This window comes from Pseudoalteromonas sp. APC 3224, from assembly GCF_030407535.1.
Classification (GTDB): domain Bacteria; phylum Pseudomonadota; class Gammaproteobacteria; order Enterobacterales; family Alteromonadaceae; genus Pseudoalteromonas.
This window is the reverse complement of record NZ_JASDDF010000032.1, coordinates 32,521-50,834: the sequence shown is the minus strand read 5'-3', so window position 1 is coordinate 50,834 and position 18,314 is coordinate 32,521. Positions and strand designations below refer to the sequence as shown.

The 18,314-nt window shown below is 39.2% G+C and carries 16 protein-coding genes; 4 read left to right on the top strand and 12 right to left on the bottom strand.

Features of this window, described 5'->3' with window-relative positions:
• Nucleotides 1–26: 26 nt before the first annotated feature.
• The 12 genes from atpB to rpmH form a co-directional block, all read right to left on the bottom strand.
• Nucleotides 27–884, bottom strand: a complete 858-nt coding sequence (gene atpB / locus QL989_RS14835; RefSeq protein WP_138626155.1) for a F0F1 ATP synthase subunit A — start codon at nt 882–884, stop codon at nt 27–29.
• A gap of 15 nt (nt 885–899) precedes the next feature.
• Nucleotides 900–1,280 carry an ATP synthase subunit I gene (locus QL989_RS14830; protein ID WP_008112121.1) on the bottom strand — a complete coding sequence of 127 codons (381 nt, stop codon included), beginning with the start codon at nt 1,278–1,280 and terminating at the stop codon, nt 900–902.
• 142 nt (nt 1,281–1,422) lie between these two features.
• A complete protein-coding gene (locus QL989_RS14825; protein ID WP_138608900.1) occupies nt 1,423–2,349 on the bottom strand; it encodes a ParB/RepB/Spo0J family partition protein in 927 nt (308 codons plus the stop codon).
• A gap of 20 nt (nt 2,350–2,369) precedes the next feature.
• Nucleotides 2,370–3,155: a ParA family protein gene (locus tag QL989_RS14820; protein WP_008112117.1), complete on the bottom strand. Its 786-nt coding sequence runs from the start codon at nt 3,153–3,155 to the stop codon at nt 2,370–2,372.
• A gap of 14 nt (nt 3,156–3,169) precedes the next feature.
• Complete coding sequence (rsmG, locus tag QL989_RS14815; RefSeq protein WP_008112113.1) at nt 3,170–3,790, bottom strand: 16S rRNA (guanine(527)-N(7))-methyltransferase RsmG; 621 nt, start codon at nt 3,788–3,790, stop codon at nt 3,170–3,172.
• A 15-nt stretch (nt 3,791–3,805) separates the two neighbouring features.
• A complete protein-coding gene (mnmG, locus tag QL989_RS14810) occupies nt 3,806–5,695 on the bottom strand; it encodes a tRNA uridine-5-carboxymethylaminomethyl(34) synthesis enzyme MnmG (RefSeq protein ID WP_008112111.1) in 1,890 nt (629 codons plus the stop codon).
• A gap of 428 nt (nt 5,696–6,123) precedes the next feature.
• Nucleotides 6,124–6,573: an FMN-binding protein MioC gene (gene mioC / locus QL989_RS14805; RefSeq protein WP_008112109.1), complete on the bottom strand. Its 450-nt coding sequence runs from the start codon at nt 6,571–6,573 to the stop codon at nt 6,124–6,126.
• A gap of 944 nt (nt 6,574–7,517) precedes the next feature.
• Nucleotides 7,518–8,882, bottom strand: a complete 1,365-nt coding sequence (gene mnmE / locus QL989_RS14800) for a tRNA uridine-5-carboxymethylaminomethyl(34) synthesis GTPase MnmE (protein WP_290170936.1) — start codon at nt 8,880–8,882, stop codon at nt 7,518–7,520.
• A 130-nt stretch (nt 8,883–9,012) separates the two neighbouring features.
• Complete coding sequence (gene yidC, locus QL989_RS14795) at nt 9,013–10,650, bottom strand: membrane protein insertase YidC (RefSeq protein WP_290170935.1); 1,638 nt, start codon at nt 10,648–10,650, stop codon at nt 9,013–9,015.
• An 8-nt stretch (nt 10,651–10,658) separates the two neighbouring features.
• On the bottom strand, nt 10,659–10,934 hold the full coding sequence (gene yidD, locus QL989_RS14790; RefSeq protein WP_008112973.1) for a membrane protein insertion efficiency factor YidD: 276 nt from the start codon (nt 10,932–10,934) through the stop codon (nt 10,659–10,661).
• 126 nt (nt 10,935–11,060) lie between these two features.
• Nucleotides 11,061–11,486: a ribonuclease P protein component gene (rnpA, locus tag QL989_RS14785; protein WP_008467046.1), complete on the bottom strand. Its 426-nt coding sequence runs from the start codon at nt 11,484–11,486 to the stop codon at nt 11,061–11,063.
• 7 nt (nt 11,487–11,493) lie between these two features.
• Nucleotides 11,494–11,628: a 50S ribosomal protein L34 gene (gene rpmH / locus QL989_RS14780; protein ID WP_008112968.1), complete on the bottom strand. Its 135-nt coding sequence runs from the start codon at nt 11,626–11,628 to the stop codon at nt 11,494–11,496.
• Nucleotides 11,629–12,134: 506 nt separating this feature from the next.
• On the opposite strand from rpmH, the gene dnaA reads away from it, so the two are divergent.
• The 4 genes from dnaA to gyrB are packed head-to-tail and all read left to right on the top strand — an operon-like array spanning nt 12,135 to nt 18,189.
• Complete coding sequence (dnaA, locus tag QL989_RS14775) at nt 12,135–13,523, top strand: chromosomal replication initiator protein DnaA (protein WP_024601489.1); 1,389 nt, start codon at nt 12,135–12,137, stop codon at nt 13,521–13,523.
• A 13-nt stretch (nt 13,524–13,536) separates the two neighbouring features.
• The gene (dnaN, locus tag QL989_RS14770) at nt 13,537–14,640 is read left to right on the top strand and encodes a DNA polymerase III subunit beta (protein ID WP_008112965.1); all 1,104 of its coding nucleotides are present in this window, start codon (nt 13,537–13,539) and stop codon (nt 14,638–14,640) included.
• 15 nt (nt 14,641–14,655) lie between these two features.
• Nucleotides 14,656–15,750 carry a DNA replication/repair protein RecF gene (gene recF, locus QL989_RS14765; RefSeq protein WP_055013149.1) on the top strand — a complete coding sequence of 365 codons (1,095 nt, stop codon included), beginning with the start codon at nt 14,656–14,658 and terminating at the stop codon, nt 15,748–15,750.
• Between the two features lie 12 nt (nt 15,751–15,762).
• Nucleotides 15,763–18,189 carry a DNA topoisomerase (ATP-hydrolyzing) subunit B gene (gene gyrB / locus QL989_RS14760; protein WP_290170934.1) on the top strand — a complete coding sequence of 809 codons (2,427 nt, stop codon included), beginning with the start codon at nt 15,763–15,765 and terminating at the stop codon, nt 18,187–18,189.
• Nucleotides 18,190–18,314: the final 125 nt, after the last annotated feature.

The following is an 18,314-nucleotide window of genomic DNA, read 5'->3' as shown; positions in this document are numbered from 1 at the left end:
TAAAAGTAAAAATTAAAAGTTATAAATTAGTGATTATCCGAACTTGCCATGCTTAGGTATACGATTGTTAGCATCATGAATACGAATGCTTGCAATACAATTACCAAGATATGGAATACAGCCCACACAAAGTGCAACGGTAGTTGCATTAAACCTATAGCACCTATAAGGATGAAGATTAATTCACCTGCATATAAGTTACCGAACAAACGCAGTGCCAGTGAAAACGGCTTAGAAACCAATGCGATAAGTTCTAGTAATAGGTTGAATGGGATTAAAAGAATCTGCATAGCTGTATTGTTTGAACTAAACGGGTGAAGTGTTAGTTCTTTAATAAAACCGCCGATACCTTTGATTTTAATTGAGTAACCAATCATTAGAATGAACACGCCCAGCGCAAGTGCAGCTGTCATGTTGATATCTGTAGTTGGTACAATTTTCATGTATACGTCGTGTGAATCCATACCGAATGCAGTTTCGCCAACAAAGCCAGCAAATGCAGGTAGGAAGTCAACTGGGATTAAATCCATTAAGTTCATTAAGAATATCCAAACGAATATTGTTAATGCTAATGGTGCAATTAGCTTACTTTTACCGTGGAAGGTATCGCGTACGTTGTCGCCAACGAACTCAACAACCATTTCAATGAAACATTGAAGTTTTCCAGGTACACCCAGAGTTGATTTTTTTGCGGCACTACGGAAGATCCATAAAAATATTAGACCTAGTCCGATAGACCATGCGAGGGTATCTATATGCCATGTCCAGAAGCCACTATCCGTACATGCTTTATTGAAGGCAAGACCAGCGTCGGTCGAGCACATCTTAGCATTGGTTAAGTGGTGCTGAATATGGCTAGATAGAGTAACTTCTTCTGCAGCCATGTTATATCCCAAAAGTTAATGTTTAAAAAAAACGGGTGTAAACAATCCTGTAAACAACACCAACACATAAGCACAAAAGAAAGGTAGCAGTACTACCGGATAAAGCTTTAGCATTAGTGCAAACAAAACGATTGTTAGCATAAATTTTAATCCGTTGCCGCGTTTCAACGAGGCATACGCTTGATTTGCTCGACTTGCACCCATATATCTGAATGCATAAAGCGCAAATACAAAGTTAGGAAGTACTGCGACTGCGCCACCAGCTAGAGCTGAAAGTGCGGCATTGGTTTCCCAACCTATAAAAATTATTAGTGCAGCTAAAAGGGCTACAAATCCCTGAAGGCAAATTAATTTTAATGCGGCAAGCCTATACGGGCTTGCTAACTTATTAGTCACTTTTAATTAACCTTTATGACGCTCTAATTGTCAGGGTATGAAAACTGGCGAAATTATACTTAATCCTGCCAGTTTTGCAACTTGAGTAGGTGCTTTGTAACACAAAATCGCTGTAAATGTCCCTTTTTAGACATCCAATAAATTAATGGTGGGAATAGTCTTGATTGATACGGTTTAAAATACCGTCTAACTCGTCAAGATTAGTGTAAGAAATAACCAATTTCCCTTTGCCTTTTTTGTTGTAATTTATTTCTACCTTTGCCCCTAGGTTATCAGCAAGCTGCTGCTCTAACTGTTTAACATCTGGGTCTTTTTCTATTACTTCTTTTGCTGGAGCTGGCTCTAAAATAGAGCGTACTAGTTTTTCAGTTTCGCGAACGGTCAATGCCTTTGCAACAGCTAAACGGGCTGCATCTGATTGCACTTCGCCTTCAAGTGCTAATAAGCAACGTGCGTGGCCCATTTCAATGTCACCATGCTCTAACAATATCTTTACATCGTTATTTAGATTATTTAAGCGTAATAAGTTAGTCACGGTCGTACGTGATTTACCAACTGCATCAGCCACTTGTTGATGTGTTAACTCAAACTCATTAAGCAACCGATTAAGTGCAATCGCTTCTTCCATAGCGTTTAAGTCTTCACGCTGAATATTTTCAATCAGAGCAATAGCAACGGCAGCTTCATCAGGTACATCTTTAATAATACAGGGTACAAACTCAAGCTTAGCTATTTGCGCAGCACGCCAGCGACGTTCACCGGCAATAATCTCATAGCTGTTATGCGCAACAGGGCGTACAACGATAGGTTGAATAATTCCTTGTGAGCGTATCGAACTGGCGAGTTCTTCGAGTGCCTCTTCAGACATGTCTTTACGAGGTTGGTATTTACCTGAGTGTAAAAGCTCGATCGGTAGTTTTTGTAATTCACTGTTGCTAGGCTGCGCTGCATTTTCAACTGCGCTGGTTACGTTAGCAGTATCCTGTTCCTTGCGATCGCTTGGTGCAGGTTTAGATGAACTTAAAAGCGCATCGAGTCCTCGGCCTAAACCTCGTTTTTTAGCAGACATGTTATTTTTTTACCTCAAAGTTAGGCGACAACGGGAGTTGTTTTTTCTTTTCTGCGTAGCATTTCACCAGCGAGAGCTAAATAAGCTTTCGCGCCACTTGATGCTCGATCGTAGTACATTGCTGGGGCACCAAAACTTGGGGCTTCTGCAAGTCGAACATTACGTGGGATCACCGTACGGTATACTTTATCGCCAAAATGTTGTTTTAATTGTTCTGATACATCATTTGCTAGTCGATTACGCGGATCGTACATAGTACGAAGTATGCCTTCAATCTGTAAGTTAGGGTTAACTAACTTAGCAAGTTGCGTAATCGTGTCCATTAATGCTGTTAATCCTTCCAATGCATAATATTCACATTGCATAGGTACTAAAATAGAATCGGCAGCGGCCATGGCATTAACGGTTAACATATTTAAAGAAGGCGGGCAGTCTATAAAAATAAACTCATACTGATCTTGTATTTTTTCAAGCGCGTTACGCAAACGTACTTCTCGCGCAAATAATTCCATCAGCTTAACTTCTGCAGCGGTCACATCACCGTTTGCAGCAATCATATGATATTCGCCTGAGGTTTCTTTAATAATCACTTCATCAATAGGCTTATCTTCTATGAGCAAGTCATAGATAGTAGGGACGTCACCATATTTGTCGACGCCACTGCCCATGGTCGCATTGCCTTGCGGGTCGAGATCTATTAACAGCACTTTACGCTTCGTTGCAGCCATAGATGCAGCGAGATTAACGGCAGTGGTAGTTTTACCTACTCCACCTTTTTGATTTGCTAATGCGATGACTTTTGCCACAGTGTCTCTGATCCCTAGTCTTTAGAAAGAATTATTAAATGTCGTTGTGCATCTAAATCCGGTACTTCTAATGCAATTTTTTGCTCAAACTTAACACCTGTAGGGAGTGAGTCTAATTCCTCACTTGGAAATACCCCTTTAAGTGCAATGAACTTACCTGAATGATCAATTAAGTGCGAGCACCAGTCAATCATATCTTGTAACGATGCAAATGCACGACTTAGTACGCCATCTAATTTAACACTTGGTTGATATTCTTCAACTCTTGACTGCACCGGGGTGACATTATCAAGGCCAAGCTCATGTTTAACATGCATTAAAAAACGTACACGTTTACCTAAACTATCTAATAATACAAACTGCGTTTCAGGTAAGGCAATAGCTAACACTATGCCTGGTAAACCAGGACCTGTGCCAACATCAATATAATGATGACCGGTCAAGTGAGGAGCAACAACTAAGCTATCCATTATATGTTTAACCATCATTTCTTGAGGCAAACGTACCGAGGTTAAATTGTAGGCTTTATTCCACTTATCGAGTAATTCAACATAGCGGACAAGTTGTTGCTGTTGTTTTTGTGTTAGCGCAATATCAGTTTGCGCTAACAAAGTTGTTAATTGTTGCTGTAACACAATGTACCTTTACCGTTACGCAGTTTTGCGTAACAAGCCTTGCTTCTTCAGATACACTAATAATAGCGAAATCGCCGCTGGGGTGATACCAGAAATACGCGAAGCTTGGCCGATAGTGTCTGGACGAGCATCAATTAGCTTAGCAACTACTTCGTTTGATAAACCAGAGACGGTTTTATAATCAAACTCTTTTGGTAAAATTGTTTCTTCATGACGAAGCTGCTTATTGATCTCATCTTGTTGACGCGCGATATAACCTGCGTACTTTGTATGAATTTCAACCTGTTCTAGAGCGGCCTGATTAGTGAACTCAGATCCGAGTCCTTCAATCGCCATCAAGTCGTTATAACGCACTTCTGGACGACGCAGTAATTCTTCTAAGCTAGCTTCACGCACAAGTGGGGTTTTAAGTAATTCGTTTACTTTATTAACCATGGCATGATCTTTATGGATCCAGGTATCTTTAATACGCTGTTTCTCTTTAGCGATCACTTCCATTTTTTCGTTGAATGCTTGCCAACGTTCATCATTAACTAAACCTAGTTCACGACCTTTTTCAGTTAAACGAATATCAGCGTTGTCTTCACGAAGTAGCAAACGGTATTCAGCGCGGCTAGTAAACATACGATACGGTTCTTTTGTACCCAGTGTTGCTAAGTCGTCAATCAGTACGCCAACATAGGCTTCATCACGACGTGGTGTCCACGACTCTTTACCTTGTACTTGTAATGCTGCATTCATACCTGCGATCAAACCTTGTGCACCCGCTTCTTCGTAACCGGTAGTACCATTAATTTGACCAGCAAAAAATAAGCCATCAATAAACTTTGTTTCTAATGATTGTTTTAAATCGCGTGGATCAAAAAAGTCATATTCAATAGCGTAGCCAGGACGACAAATGTGTGCGTTTTCAAAGCCGGTGATCGATTGCACAATTTCTAACTGCACATCGAACGGTAAGCTAGTTGAAATACCGTTAGGGTATAACTCGTATGACGTTAAACCTTCTGGCTCTACAAATATTTGGTGTTTATCTTTATCCGCAAAACGTACAATTTTATCTTCAATAGACGGACAGTAACGTGGGCCTATTCCTTCGATAACACCTGAGTACATAGGTGAGCGATGTAAGTTTTTGCGAATAACATCATGTGTTTTTTCATTGGTGTAAGTGATGTAACACGGAATTTGTTGTGGGTGGTCGCTTTGTTTACCCATAAATGAGAATACCGGTGTTGGTGCATCACCTGGTTGTTCTTGCATTTTACTAAAATCAACAGTCCGGGCATCAATACGCGGTGGCGTGCCGGTTTTTAAGCGATCTACTCTAAATGGTAATTCACGTAAGCGATCAGCTAAGGCAATCGAAGGCGGATCGCCAGCTCGGCCACCTTTGAAATTTTCAAGGCCGATATGAATTTGACCGCCTAAGAATGTGCCCACGGTTAGTACCACACTAGGTGCACTAAAACGCAAACCCATTTGTGTCACCACACCGGTTACACGATCATTTTCAACGATTAGATCATCACATGATTGTTGAAAAATCTTTAAGTTTTCTTGGTTTTGAAGTGTGTTTTGAATAGCCGCTTTGTACAAGGCACGATCCGCTTGTGCACGCGTTGCTCGTACAGCAGGGCCTTTAGAGGAATTAAGTGTACGGAATTGGATCCCACCTTTGTCAATAGCTTGCGCCATTGCGCCACCTAGGGCATCAATTTCTTTAACCAGATGGCCTTTGCCAATGCCACCAATTGCTGGGTTACAAGACATTTGACCAAGGGTATCCATATTGTGAGTCAGCAGCAGGGTATTCATCCCCATACGGGCAGCTGCCAATGCGGCTTCAGTGCCTGCATGTCCACCACCTACTACGATAACGTCAAAATTTTCGTGAAAAATCATTAATGGGATCCTACTTAAATCAAACCAGTAAACTTCAAAAGGGAGCGTATTCTACCTAGAAATTAGCAGAAGATAAATGATTAAACAGTGCTCAAGATCTAAGTAAGTGATCTCTAATAATATAAAGGATCTTTTAAAGAGATCTTTTAATACTATTACTACTACTGATCGGGTTTTCTGTTGATAAGCTTTAGATCATGATTAAAAACATATAATTAGATCGGATCTAAAGGTGTTAGTATGATCGGATCTTCAGGCAAATAAGCTCTGATCAAAACAGGCTGTTATACACAGGCCGATCAAGTCTCGATCTTATCCCATGGATAAGCATAGCTAAAAAAGCAGTTTAATCAGTGTTTATCCACAAAACTTATTAAATTATTAGCAAATTGTGGGTAACTTTATTTATAACTTTTCGCTTGATCTTTCTATTTTAAACCTGTCTGTGCTATCCATGAGTCTAACCAAGCTAAGGCTGTATCTTCGGGCAGTGCTTCATCAAGAATATTAAGCTCTAAACGTTGTGCTACTTTTACAGCGCCTTTTTGGCTTAAAAGAGTATCTACATTACGCCCTGCAAGGTTATAAGTGTCGTAACTAGTATCGCCAAGTGCAATAACCGAATACTTTAAATGCGAAAGATCATCCACTTGCGATACTTGTTCGATAAAACCAATCAGGTTGTCAGGGTAGTCACCCGCACCGTAGGTTGATGTACAAACCAACCAAATAGTATTTTGTTGATCTATTTCATTAAATTCAGGTTGATCATGGAGTTGGCTATTAATCCCTTGGTTGTTAAGTGCATCATTTAACTGCTCTGCAACGTACTCGGCGGATCCCATTTGACTACCAACGATAATATTTACTGAACTCATGAATATTGCTGATCACTATTAGTTTTAATTGCTGCCTATGATAGCTCAGTGAGTATAACAGTAAAGTTAAGAGTGCTATTTTGTATAACTATTTTTGTGGTAATTTAAGCCTTGGTATTAATTGCTTGTTTAACTTATTGATTATTAATGATTTAACAAAATATCTTTAAATGTAATCTTCTGATCAAGTTGTTGATAAGGTTGGGGAAAGCTCTGCTTAACTAAAAACCAATATTATTAATAATTTGCTAAGTTATTGATTTTATATTGAGTGTTAACCACCAGCTAGTACAAATTTATAGATAAAGGCGTGTTGATCTTAATGTGGATACAAAGCATGTTGATAACTTAAAGTTGGGATCGAAAATAATTTTAAAAAATGATCTATTTATGCAGATCAGACTAAAAATCCATTTTTATTTTCTAAAAATCACTATTTAGCTTATTTAAACACAGCATATTTTTACTTTTTATCGCTTTTAACTCATTTTCAAGGCAATAAAACCCCAATTGTGGATAACTGATCTGCAAAAAAATAATTTTCATCAATTTAAACTAAGAAATTAACTATATTTTGCTGGTGGAGTGGGCGATCAAACTTACTTTTTAGGTACGTTTTATTTTTATGGTTTGATAATTACCTATGCCCCAGCCTGAAAAGCTAATGTAATAGGTTCTCTTTTAGGGGAAAATAAGCTTAATTTTTTACTATTAATGTAGGTAGTTTATCTGTTGCTTGGTGTGATTATAGGTTTAGCTCATCTGCCTTAAACACATTTTTAAACATGAATGGAGGCTAATATTGGTGCAATTTAGCTATATTTTTTAGTCTGTTTGGTTTTTAAAGTGAGTTATTAAAATACATTTTGGCGAGTCGATATTAAAAATAGTAGGGCATTAAAAAGGGCACCTAGGTGCCCTTAATGATTAAATTATTAGTTCAATTATTTACCGATACAGAACGAGCTGAAAATTTTGCCAAGCAAATCATCAGAAGTAAATTCACCAGTTATTTCGTTAAGATACTGTTGTGTTAAACGCAGTTCTTCCGCGAGGATTTCACCGGCCACATGCATCTCTAATTGTGTTTTACCTGTATCTAAATGATACGCAGCATGTTCTAGTGCATCTAAGTGACGACGGCGTGCCATAAAACCACCTTCTGTAGCACCATCAAAACCAATGCAGGCTTTTAAGTGAGTACGAACTAACTCTATACCATCAGCATTTTTAGCGCTTAAACTGATGACCGGATATTGTTGCTCTTGATCCATACCAACCGTATCACCCGATAAATCGGCTTTATTTCTGATCACAGTCACGCCCATACCTTGGGGTAACTTAGCCATAAATTCAGGCCAAATAGCATGTGGATCGGTATCAGTGGTGTCGGTGCCATCAAGCATAAATAGCACCCGATCAGCTTGGTTTATTTCATCCCAGGCACGTTCAATGCCTATTTGCTCTACCTTATCTGGGCTTTCTCGTAGGCCTGCGGTATCTATTATATGCAGTGGCATACCATCTATATGTATATGCTCACGTAATACGTCACGAGTGGTGCCGGCTATTTCAGTTACGATGGCCGCTTCTCGTCCTGCTAATGCATTAAGTAAGCTTGATTTACCTGCATTAGGACGACCTGCAATAACGACGCGCATACCTTCGCGCATTATACTGCCTTGTTTGGCTTGATTGGTAACGGCATTAAGTTGTTCAATGATGGCATTTAAATCACCGCCCACTTTTCCGTCTGATAAAAAATCGATTTCTTCGTCAGGAAAATCAATAGCCGCTTCCACATACATACGTAAGTGAATGACTTTTTCAACTAGGGTTTCTATGTGCTTAGAGAATTGGCCTTGAAGTGACTGTAAGGCGCTTTTAGCGGCTTGCTCACTGGTTGCATTAATTAAGTCGGCGATTGCTTCTGCTTGAGTTAAATCAAGCTTGTCGTTCATAAACGCACGCTCAGAGAATTCACCAGGCTTTGCTAAACGTACACCGTCTATTTTACTTATTTCTTTAAGTAGCATATCAAGAACAACAGGGCCGCCATGGCCTTGAAGTTCGAGTACATCTTCACCGGTAAATGAGTGTGGGCCAGCAAAGTAAATCGCAATACCTTGGTCAAGTTGCTGACCTGCAAGGGTGTTAAATGGCACATAGTCGGCATAACGAACTTTAGGGACTTTGCCTATTATTTTTTCAGCAACCTGTTTGGCTAGGTTTCCTGAAACGCGAATAATACCAACACCGCCTCGGCCTGGGGCAGTGGCTTGTGCTGCAATTGTATCGTGATTGATCATGCGGTTTATTTGCCAACTTAAATAACGTAATGGCGGTATTGTAACCTATCAAATAGGCACTCGCGAATGCTGTTATAAAAAATTGGCAATAAAAAAGGCGACCTAAGTCGCCTTTATATAAGTAGGGAGTTTAATCGCCCCTTACTTTAATTCCTTTCTTTTCCATACCACGGTAGATGATTAACATCTGGACAATAGAAATAAGGTTAGACACTAACCAGTAAAGTACTAAACCAGATGGAAACCATAAGAAGAATACAGAGAAGATAACCGGCATAAAGGTCATCATTTTTTGCTGCATTGGATCGGTAACCGTCATAGGTTGTAGTTTTTGCGTTATAAACATACTCGCACCAAATAAAATTGGTAATACGTAGTATGGGTCTTTCGCAGAAAGGTCAGTTAACCAAAGTACAAATTCAGCGTGACGAAGTTCTGTAGACTCTAAGAATACATAGAACAAGGCTAAGAAGATTGGCATTTGCAGTAAAATAGGGAAACAGCCACCCATAGGGTTCACTTTTTCTTTACGGTACATTTCCATAGTCGCTTGGCCGAATTTTTGACGATCATCGCCATACTTTTCTTTTAGCGCCTTCATCTTAGGCTGTAACGCACGCATTTTAGCCATTGAGGTGTACTGTGCTTTAGTCAGTGGGTACATTAATGTTTTAACGATAATAGTGATGGCAATAATTGCTACACCCCAGTTACCTAAAATACTGTGTAACCATTTTAATAGCACAAATAACGGCTGCGAAATGAAAAACAACCAACCATAATCAACTGTTAAGTCTAGGTCTGGATGAATGGCTTCAAGTTTATCTGACTCTTTAGGGCCCATGTAATAAGTTGCAGTAAGTACTTGCTCACTACCAGCTTGAACATTAACCGCTTCGTCTTTAACACCAATAATAGCCGCATTACTTTTAGTAATTAAACTATAAAGAGTATTAGTTTGATCTTGCATTGGTACCCAAGCACTTACAAAGTAATGCTGAATAAAGGCAACATAACCACCTTGAGTATTTTTATTTAGGTTTTTATCGGCCATATCTGAAAAACTATACTTTTCGTATTTTTCTTCATCAGTACCGTATGCAGCCCCTAAATAGTTTTGATCAACCATACTGCCTTTTTCTTGTACGGTGCGCTTTATTTGTGTGTAAAGTTGCACTTGTACTGGCGCGCTAGTGGTGTTGTTAACTTTATATTCTAAGCCAACATCATATTGACCCTTTTTGAATACATAGGTTTTAGTGAAACTTACACCGTTACTATCAGTAAACTGAAGAGGAACACGAAGCTCATCACCCGTTAAAGTATAAGAAGTTTGTTCTGATTGGTAAGTAGGACGCCCATTTGCTGATGCATCTGGACCATTTAAACCTATTAAGCCACTTTGTGAAAAGTATTGTTTACCATCAAACTCACCCAGTAGCATGTAAGGAACATCACTGCCTTTGGTTTCTTTATAATCAATTAAGTCTGTTTCAACAATGTCACCGCCTTTGGTGTCAATTTTTACTTTAAAAACGTCTGTTGTAATATTTATAACAGCGCGTTTAGCTAAAGTTGTTGAAGCAGGTAAACCTGAGTCTGATGAAGCTGGAACATAATCATCTGATTCTGGTGAATTTGCTTTTAGTGTTTGTGTAGTGGCACTAGGATCGGCTTTTGGTGTGTTGTAGTCATTATTCCACTCTTGAAATAATAAAAACGACACTAGCATTAGGCCGATGAATAAAAACGTGCGTTGCGATTCCATAACAGCTCTTATTTCTCGTGTTGGTGGTTAATACGGGTTAATTTTTCAGGAACGGGGTCGTCTCCGCCTGAATGTAAAGGATGGCATTTTAATATGCGTTTAACAGCTAACCAACACCCTTTTACCGATCCATGCAAATTAATTGCTTGAATAGCGTAACTAGAGCACGTTGGATTAAAACGACAATGCGGACCTAATAGCGGGCTAATCCACTTTTGATAACCGCGGATAAATAAAACTAAACAACGTGTTGGTAAAGCAGCAAGTGGTTTAAGTAACCTCATGTTGTACATGCCCCTACGTTATGTTTAGTGAATAGATACCATGTATTTAAAGACTCACTATGAGATTTTAAACGCATGATTAAAAGGTGAGCTAAAGATACCTTAATTAACCCTGTAATTCTATTGCTATTGGGTTTGTTTAGTCGATTTAGCTGATTTGTTTGGGCGTTTTTTAAATGGTGGCGGTTTAGGGGCACCAGGTTTGCAGCGTTCATTAATCTTACGCCACAGCTTTGTAAGTTGTTTGGTTAATTCTTCATTAGACTGTTCATCAATGCCACTTTTAACCATCAACACAATATCAATATTATCGAGCGTGTGTTGGTTTAAACGAAAACTTTCGCGAGCAAGACGTTTAATACGGTTTCGTTGACATGCCTTTTTTACACGTTTTTTAGCAACAGTAAGGCCTAACCTAGGTTTTGACTGGTCACTTGGTTTTGCTAATAAGGTAAAGAAAGGAGTTGCAGCCCGAGCGGGTTCGTTAAATATGCGAGAGTAATGCGAGGGAGTTAACAGACGTAACTCCCTGCCAAAGCTAAAGTCTTCCACTTATAAATTAAGCAGAAAGAACTTTGCGGCCTTTAGCACGGCGACGAGCTAATACTTTACGGCCATTTACAGTTGCCATACGAGCACGGAAACCGTGTGTACGTTTGCGTTTTAAAACGCTAGGTTGAAAAGTTCTTTTCATAACAATCTCATCCGATCGGTTAAAGTTAAAACATCCTATGCAGGTCGCGATCCTGGCACAGGTGCCATTGCGAGCGCGAGATATTATAGATGAAGTGACGAAAAGTCAATCATAATAGAGTGCGTAAAGCATGTTTATTTATGATCAATTTTCATGATCCGATAGGATCATCATAAATAAGAAGTTTTCCACAGCCCCTGTATAAAAAGTGAATAAAAGCATGGGAAAAGTAAATTAGATCGTAAATTGTGGTCGCGATCTGCTGCCAGTTTTGTTATGATCTCTAATCAAGCTTTAAAATAAAAAGCTATTAGAATCAGTCTGTTATTATATTTATACATCGATATCAACAATTTTACAAAAATCAATCTTTTACTTGTGGATAAAGTGCATTCATAATAGTCGGTCTTGGGCTGCTTATTGAGCCATTTAAACGCAATACAGGTGTGATTTTTGAATCATTATTGATGTGCGGGAATAAAAATTATATCTCTGGGAGTTTTACTGTGTATCTGTCGGTTTGGCAAAGTTGTTTATATGTATTGCAAGATGAGTTGCCTTCGCAGCAATTCAGTATGTGGGTCAGACCACTTCAAGCAGAAAGTACCGAAGATACCTTGACGATTTATGCGCCTAATCGTTTCGTACTTGATTGGGTGAGAGAGAAGTACTTAAATAGAATAAATGAATTATTGGTAGAAATTTGTGGTGTAGAAGCACCCGAGTTACGTTTTGATGTAGGTAGTAAGCCGCTATTAAATGCACAAGCTGCACCGGTGGTTGAAACACAATCAGCGCCAAGCACGCAATCAACGGCAAAACAACAACCTCGAGAACAAAAACCGGTTGTAGAACCAGCTCCTAAATCTGGTTATAAATCAAACATTAAAGAAAACTATACCTTTGATAGCTTTGTTGAGGGTAAATCTAACCAATTAGCAAAAGCGGCTGCCACTCAGGTAGCAGACAACCCTGGCTCTGCATTTAACCCTGTATTTATTTACGGTGGTACAGGCTTAGGTAAGACGCATTTATTACATGCGGTAGGCAACGGTATTATGGCCAATAAGCCCGATGCTAAAATTGTTTACATGCATTCAGAACGTTTCGTTCAAGACATGGTTAAAGCACTGCAAAATAATGCGATCGAAGAGTTTAAGCGTTATTACCGTAGTGTTGACGCATTAATGATTGATGACATTCAATTTTTTGCTAATAAAGAACGTTCTCAAGAAGAATTCTTTCATACCTTTAATGCATTATTAGAAGGTAACCAACAAATTATTTTAACCTCTGACCGTTACCCTAAAGAGATTGAAGGGGTTGAAGATCGTCTTAAATCTCGTTTTGGTTGGGGATTAACCATCGCGATTGAGCCGCCAGAGCTTGAAACACGCGTTGCTATTTTGATGAAAAAAGCCCAGCAAAGTAAAATTAACTTACCGCATGAAGTGGCATTTTTTATTGCGAAAAAATTACGCTCAAACGTACGTGAGCTTGAAGGTGCATTAAACCGTGTAATTGCTAACGCAAACTTTACCGGCCGCCCAATTTCTATCGACTTTGTAAAAGAAGCACTGCGTGATTTATTAGCGCTGCAAGACAAACTAGTCACCATAGACAACATTCAACGTACGGTTGCAGAATACTATAGAATACGTGTATCTGATTTACTGTCTAAGCGCCGTAGCCGCTCTATAGCAAGGCCTCGCCAAGTTGCTATGGCATTATCTAAAGAACTCACTAATCACAGCTTACCTGAGATTGGGGATGCTTTTGGTGGGCGTGACCATACAACAGTACTGCACGCGTGTCGCAAAGTTAAATCATTACGTGACGAAAGCCACGAGATTAAAGAAGATTACCAAAACTTAATAAGAACATTGTCATCTTAGGGCTGACTTTATTATGCAAATAACAATATCAAGAGAACAGTTTTTAAAACCATTGGTACAAGTATCGGGTGCCATTGAGCGTAAGCATACGTTACCTATTTTATCTAACGTATTGCTCGTGGTAGAAAATGGCCAGCTTTCAATGACAGGGACCGACCTTGAAATTGAATTAGTGGCGAGTGTGTTTGTAGGTGACGATGTTGCCGATACTAAACTCACATTGCCGGCTAAAAAATTACTCGATATTTGTAAAAGTTTACCGGATGGCTCTGATCTTACTTTAAGCTTGCAAGACCATCAGCTACTTTTAACCAGTGGTAAAAGTCGTTTTTCATTGACCACTTTAGCTGCTGAAGATTTTCCTAATTTAGAGCAGTGGGATGGTGAGGTTGAGTTTCAACTAACGCGTTTAGAGTTGCGTAAATTACTTGAAAGCACACACTTTTCAATGGCAAACCAAGATGTGCGTTATTACTTAAACGGCATGTCGTTTGAAGTTGATAACAGCGATATAAAAACAGTTGCCACTGATGGGCACCGTTTAGCTATTGCACAAAAACAACTAGGTCAGTCGTTAAATACACAGCGCCAATTAATTATACCGCGCAAAGGCGTGCAAGAAATTATGCGTCTAATGGTTGCTGATCAAGAGCTGGTAACTATTCAGTTTGGTGCCAACCACATTCGTATTATTGATATTGAATTTACCTTTACGAGTAAATTAGTTGATGGTCGATTCCCTGATTATCGTCGTGTTTTGCCGCGCGGTGGCGATAAGGTAATTACCGCGAATCGTGAATGGCTTCGTAATGCTTTTCAGCGTGTGTCGATTTTATCGAACGAAAAGTTTCGTGGTGTACGCTTAAATTTATCAAACGGTTTATTAAAAATTACAGCCAACAACCCAGAGCAAGAGCAAGCTGAAGAAGTGGTTGAAGTAATGTACGAGGGTGATGACCTAGAAATAGGCTTTAATGTCTCTTATGTATTAGATGTATTAAATACATTAAAAACCGAAGATGTATTATTTACCCTTGCCGATTCAAACAGTAGTGCACTTATAGAAGGTGCTGGCGATGAAGAAGCTATGTACGTTGTTATGCCAATGCGTTTATAAGATCATAAATACATAATGAGCTTAAGTCATTTGAGCCTCAAATATTTTCGTAATATTGAGGCACTGACGCTAGAACCAGTTAATGGCGTTAATATAATTTATGGTGAAAACGGCAGCGGAAAAACCAGCCTTTTAGAGGCTATTTATTACCTTTCTCACGGCAAATCTTTCCGAACCTCTAAACATAAAAGCATCATCGCTCATCAACAAGATCAGTTTGTTATTCATGGCCGAAAAGCGTTACACGATTTATCTATTCCAATAGGGATAAGTAAAACCCAAACGGGTGAAACCAATTTAAAAATACAGGGTAAGGCGAGTCGAAAAGTATCTGAACTTGCTCAACTTATGCCTGTGCAAGTTATCACACCAGAAAGCTATTCATTATTTTTTGGTGGCCCTAAAGAGCGCAGAAAGTTTTTAGACTTAGGTTTGTTCCACGTGGAACATGAGTTTTTTTTCTTGTGGCAATCGTTTAATAAAGTGCTAAAACAGCGCAATGCATTGTTGAAATCTAAGCCTAAGAATTATTTTGACCAAATCAAGTTTTGGGATAAAGAATTTGTTAGACTGGCTGAACAAATAAATAAATTAAGAATCGCGTATATAACTAGGTTTAAGCAGCAGTTTTTTGATAAAATGTGTGCAGAATTAACGCTAATACGCGATCTAGAAATTAGCTTTAATGCAGGCTGGAAAGAGGCCGAATCTCTTTCTGATGCGTTAGAGCAAAGCTTTGAGCGAGATGCTCGCCAAGGCTTTACTAGTAAAGGCCCTCATAAGGCTGATTTTAGTTTTAGTGTCGCTGGCAGCAGTGTTGAGAATGTATTCTCACGCGGGCAGTTAAAGCTATTGTTGTATGCGTTAAAAGTAACGCAAAATAGTTTGATTGAGTCAGAGACAGATAAGCAATCTATATTGCTAATAGATGATTTACCTTCAGAGCTAAGCGAAGATACAAAAGAGAAAGTGGGTCAGTTATTGACCCATTGCAGTTCTCAAATATTTATTTCTTCAATTTTATCTGAAAGTATTTCTGCTGTGGTGGAACCCATGAAACGAGAACTAAAAATGTTCCACGTGAAACATGGCAACCTAATAACAAGATAAGTGGGATTAACCATGTCTGAGAATTATGATTCGTCGAGTATTAAAGTACTTAAAGGATTAGATGCAGTAAGAAAGCGTCCTGGTATGTATATAGGGGACACCGATGATGGTACGGGCTTACACCACATGGTGTTTGAGGTCGTTGATAACTCTATCGATGAGGCCTTAGCAGGTCACTGTGATGATATATTTGTCACAATTCACTTAGACGGTTCGGTATCTGTAAGAGATAACGGCCGTGGTATTCCTACTTCTATACATGAAGAAGAAGGTGTATCTGCAGCTGAAGTTATTATGACGGTATTACACGCTGGTGGTAAGTTTGATGATAACTCTTATAAAGTATCAGGTGGCTTACACGGTGTTGGTGTATCGGTAGTAAATGCATTATCAGAAAAGTTAAAACTAACTATTCGTCGTGAAGGTAAACTTTACGAGCAGTTTTACACTATGGGTGTTCCAGATGCACCACTTGCAGCTATTGGTGATTCTGAAACAACCGGTACTGAGTTACGTTTTTGGCCAAGTGCAGAAACGTTTACTAACCTAGATTTCCATTACGATATTTTAGCTAAGCGTTTACGCGAGTTGTCGTTTTTGAACTCAGGTGTGAGCATCATTTTAAATGATGAGCGCGAAGAAAATAAAAGTGACCATTTTAAATACGAAGGTGGAATTAGAGCGTTCGTTGAATACTTAAACCGTAATAAAACACCTGTGCATAAAGGGGTGTTCCATTTTACTCACGAACGTGAAGAAGATGGTATTAGTGTAGAAGTATCAATGCAATGGAATGATGCATTCCAAGAAAACATTTACTGTTTTACTAATAACATTCCACAACGTGATGGTGGTACTCACTTAGCTGGTTTTAGATCTGCACTAACACGTACGCTGAATAACTACATGGAAAAAGAAGGCTTTAACAAAAAAGCTAAAACAACCAGTAACGCAACGGGCGATGATGCTCGTGAAGGCTTAACGGCTGTTGTTAGTGTTAAAGTACCTGATCCTAAATTCTCATCACAGACAAAAGACAAGCTAGTATCTAGTGAAGTTAAGTCTGCGGTTGAGCAAGCAATGGCTGAAAAATTCACTGAGTTTTTATTAGAAAATCCAATGGATGCAAAAATTGTTGTTGGCAAAATTATTGATGCAGCACGCGCGCGTGAAGCAGCCCGTAAAGCACGTGAAATGACCCGCCGTAAAGGTGCTATGGATTTAGCTGGTTTACCGGGTAAACTAGCGGATTGCCAAGAAAAAGATCCAGCCCAATCTGAACTATACATAGTGGAGGGTGACTCAGCTGGCGGTTCAGCCAAGCAGGGTCGTAACCGTAAGAATCAAGCGATTCTTCCGCTTAAAGGTAAAATCTTAAACGTAGAAAAAGCACGTTTTGATAAAATGTTATCTTCGCAAGAAGTGGCAACGCTAATTACTGCATTAGGTTGTGGTATTGGCCGTGACGAATATAACCCTGAAAAATTACGTTATCATCGCATCATTATCATGACCGATGCCGACGTAGATGGTTCTCACATTCGTACTTTGCTACTAACATTTTTCTACCGTCAAATGCCGGAAATTGTTGAACGTGGTTACATTTATATTGCTCAGCCTCCACTTTATAAAGTGAAAAAAGGTAAGCAAGAGCGTTATATTAAAGATGATCCAGCATTAGTTGATTACCTTACATCTTTAGCGCTAAGCAATGCAGCACTGTACACTAGTGATAGTGCTGAAGCAGTTGATGGTGAAGCATTAGAGTCAATTGTTCACGATTATCAAAACACGGTTAAAGTTATCGAGCGCTTAAAGCGTAAGTATCCGAACACAGTTATGAACCGTTTGATTTACCAAAGTGAGCTGAAAAAAGAACACCTTTCAGACGAAGCTAAGGTAATTGCTTGGACTAAAGAGTTGGTTGATGACTTAATTGAACGTGATGAAGATGCAACTATTTTCCATGCGGGAACTGAGCACGATACAGAGCGCAACTTGTACTATCCAGTTGTGAATATTCGTCAGCATGGTGTGGATAAAGCGCACGTACTACATTATGACTTTATTACATCAAGAGACTACCAACGTATTGCTGTAACTGGTAAAAACATTGCTAATATCATCACAGAGGGTGCATATATCCAACGTGGTGAGAAAACAAAACCTGTTGATAACTTTGTGGATGCATTAGAATGGTTGATCGCAGAGTCTAAGCGCGGGATCTACATTCAACGCTACAAAGGACTAGGTGAAATGAACCCAAGTCAGCTTTGGGAAACCACCATGGATCCTAGCGCACGCCGTATGTTGCAAGTAACAATTGAAGATGCTGTTGCAGCGGATCAATTATTTGCCACATTAATGGGCGATCAAGTTGAGCCGCGTCGTGAGTTTATTGAAACGAACGCACTGCGTGTGGTTAACTTAGACGTATAAAACATTATCGTAATCACAAAAAAGGAGCCTTAGGCTCCTTTTTTATTTTTTCAAACGCACAAACTGCTTAAAACCTGAGTGTGCACAAGGTATACTGAGGGTAATTTTCACGCTACTTCTCAGAT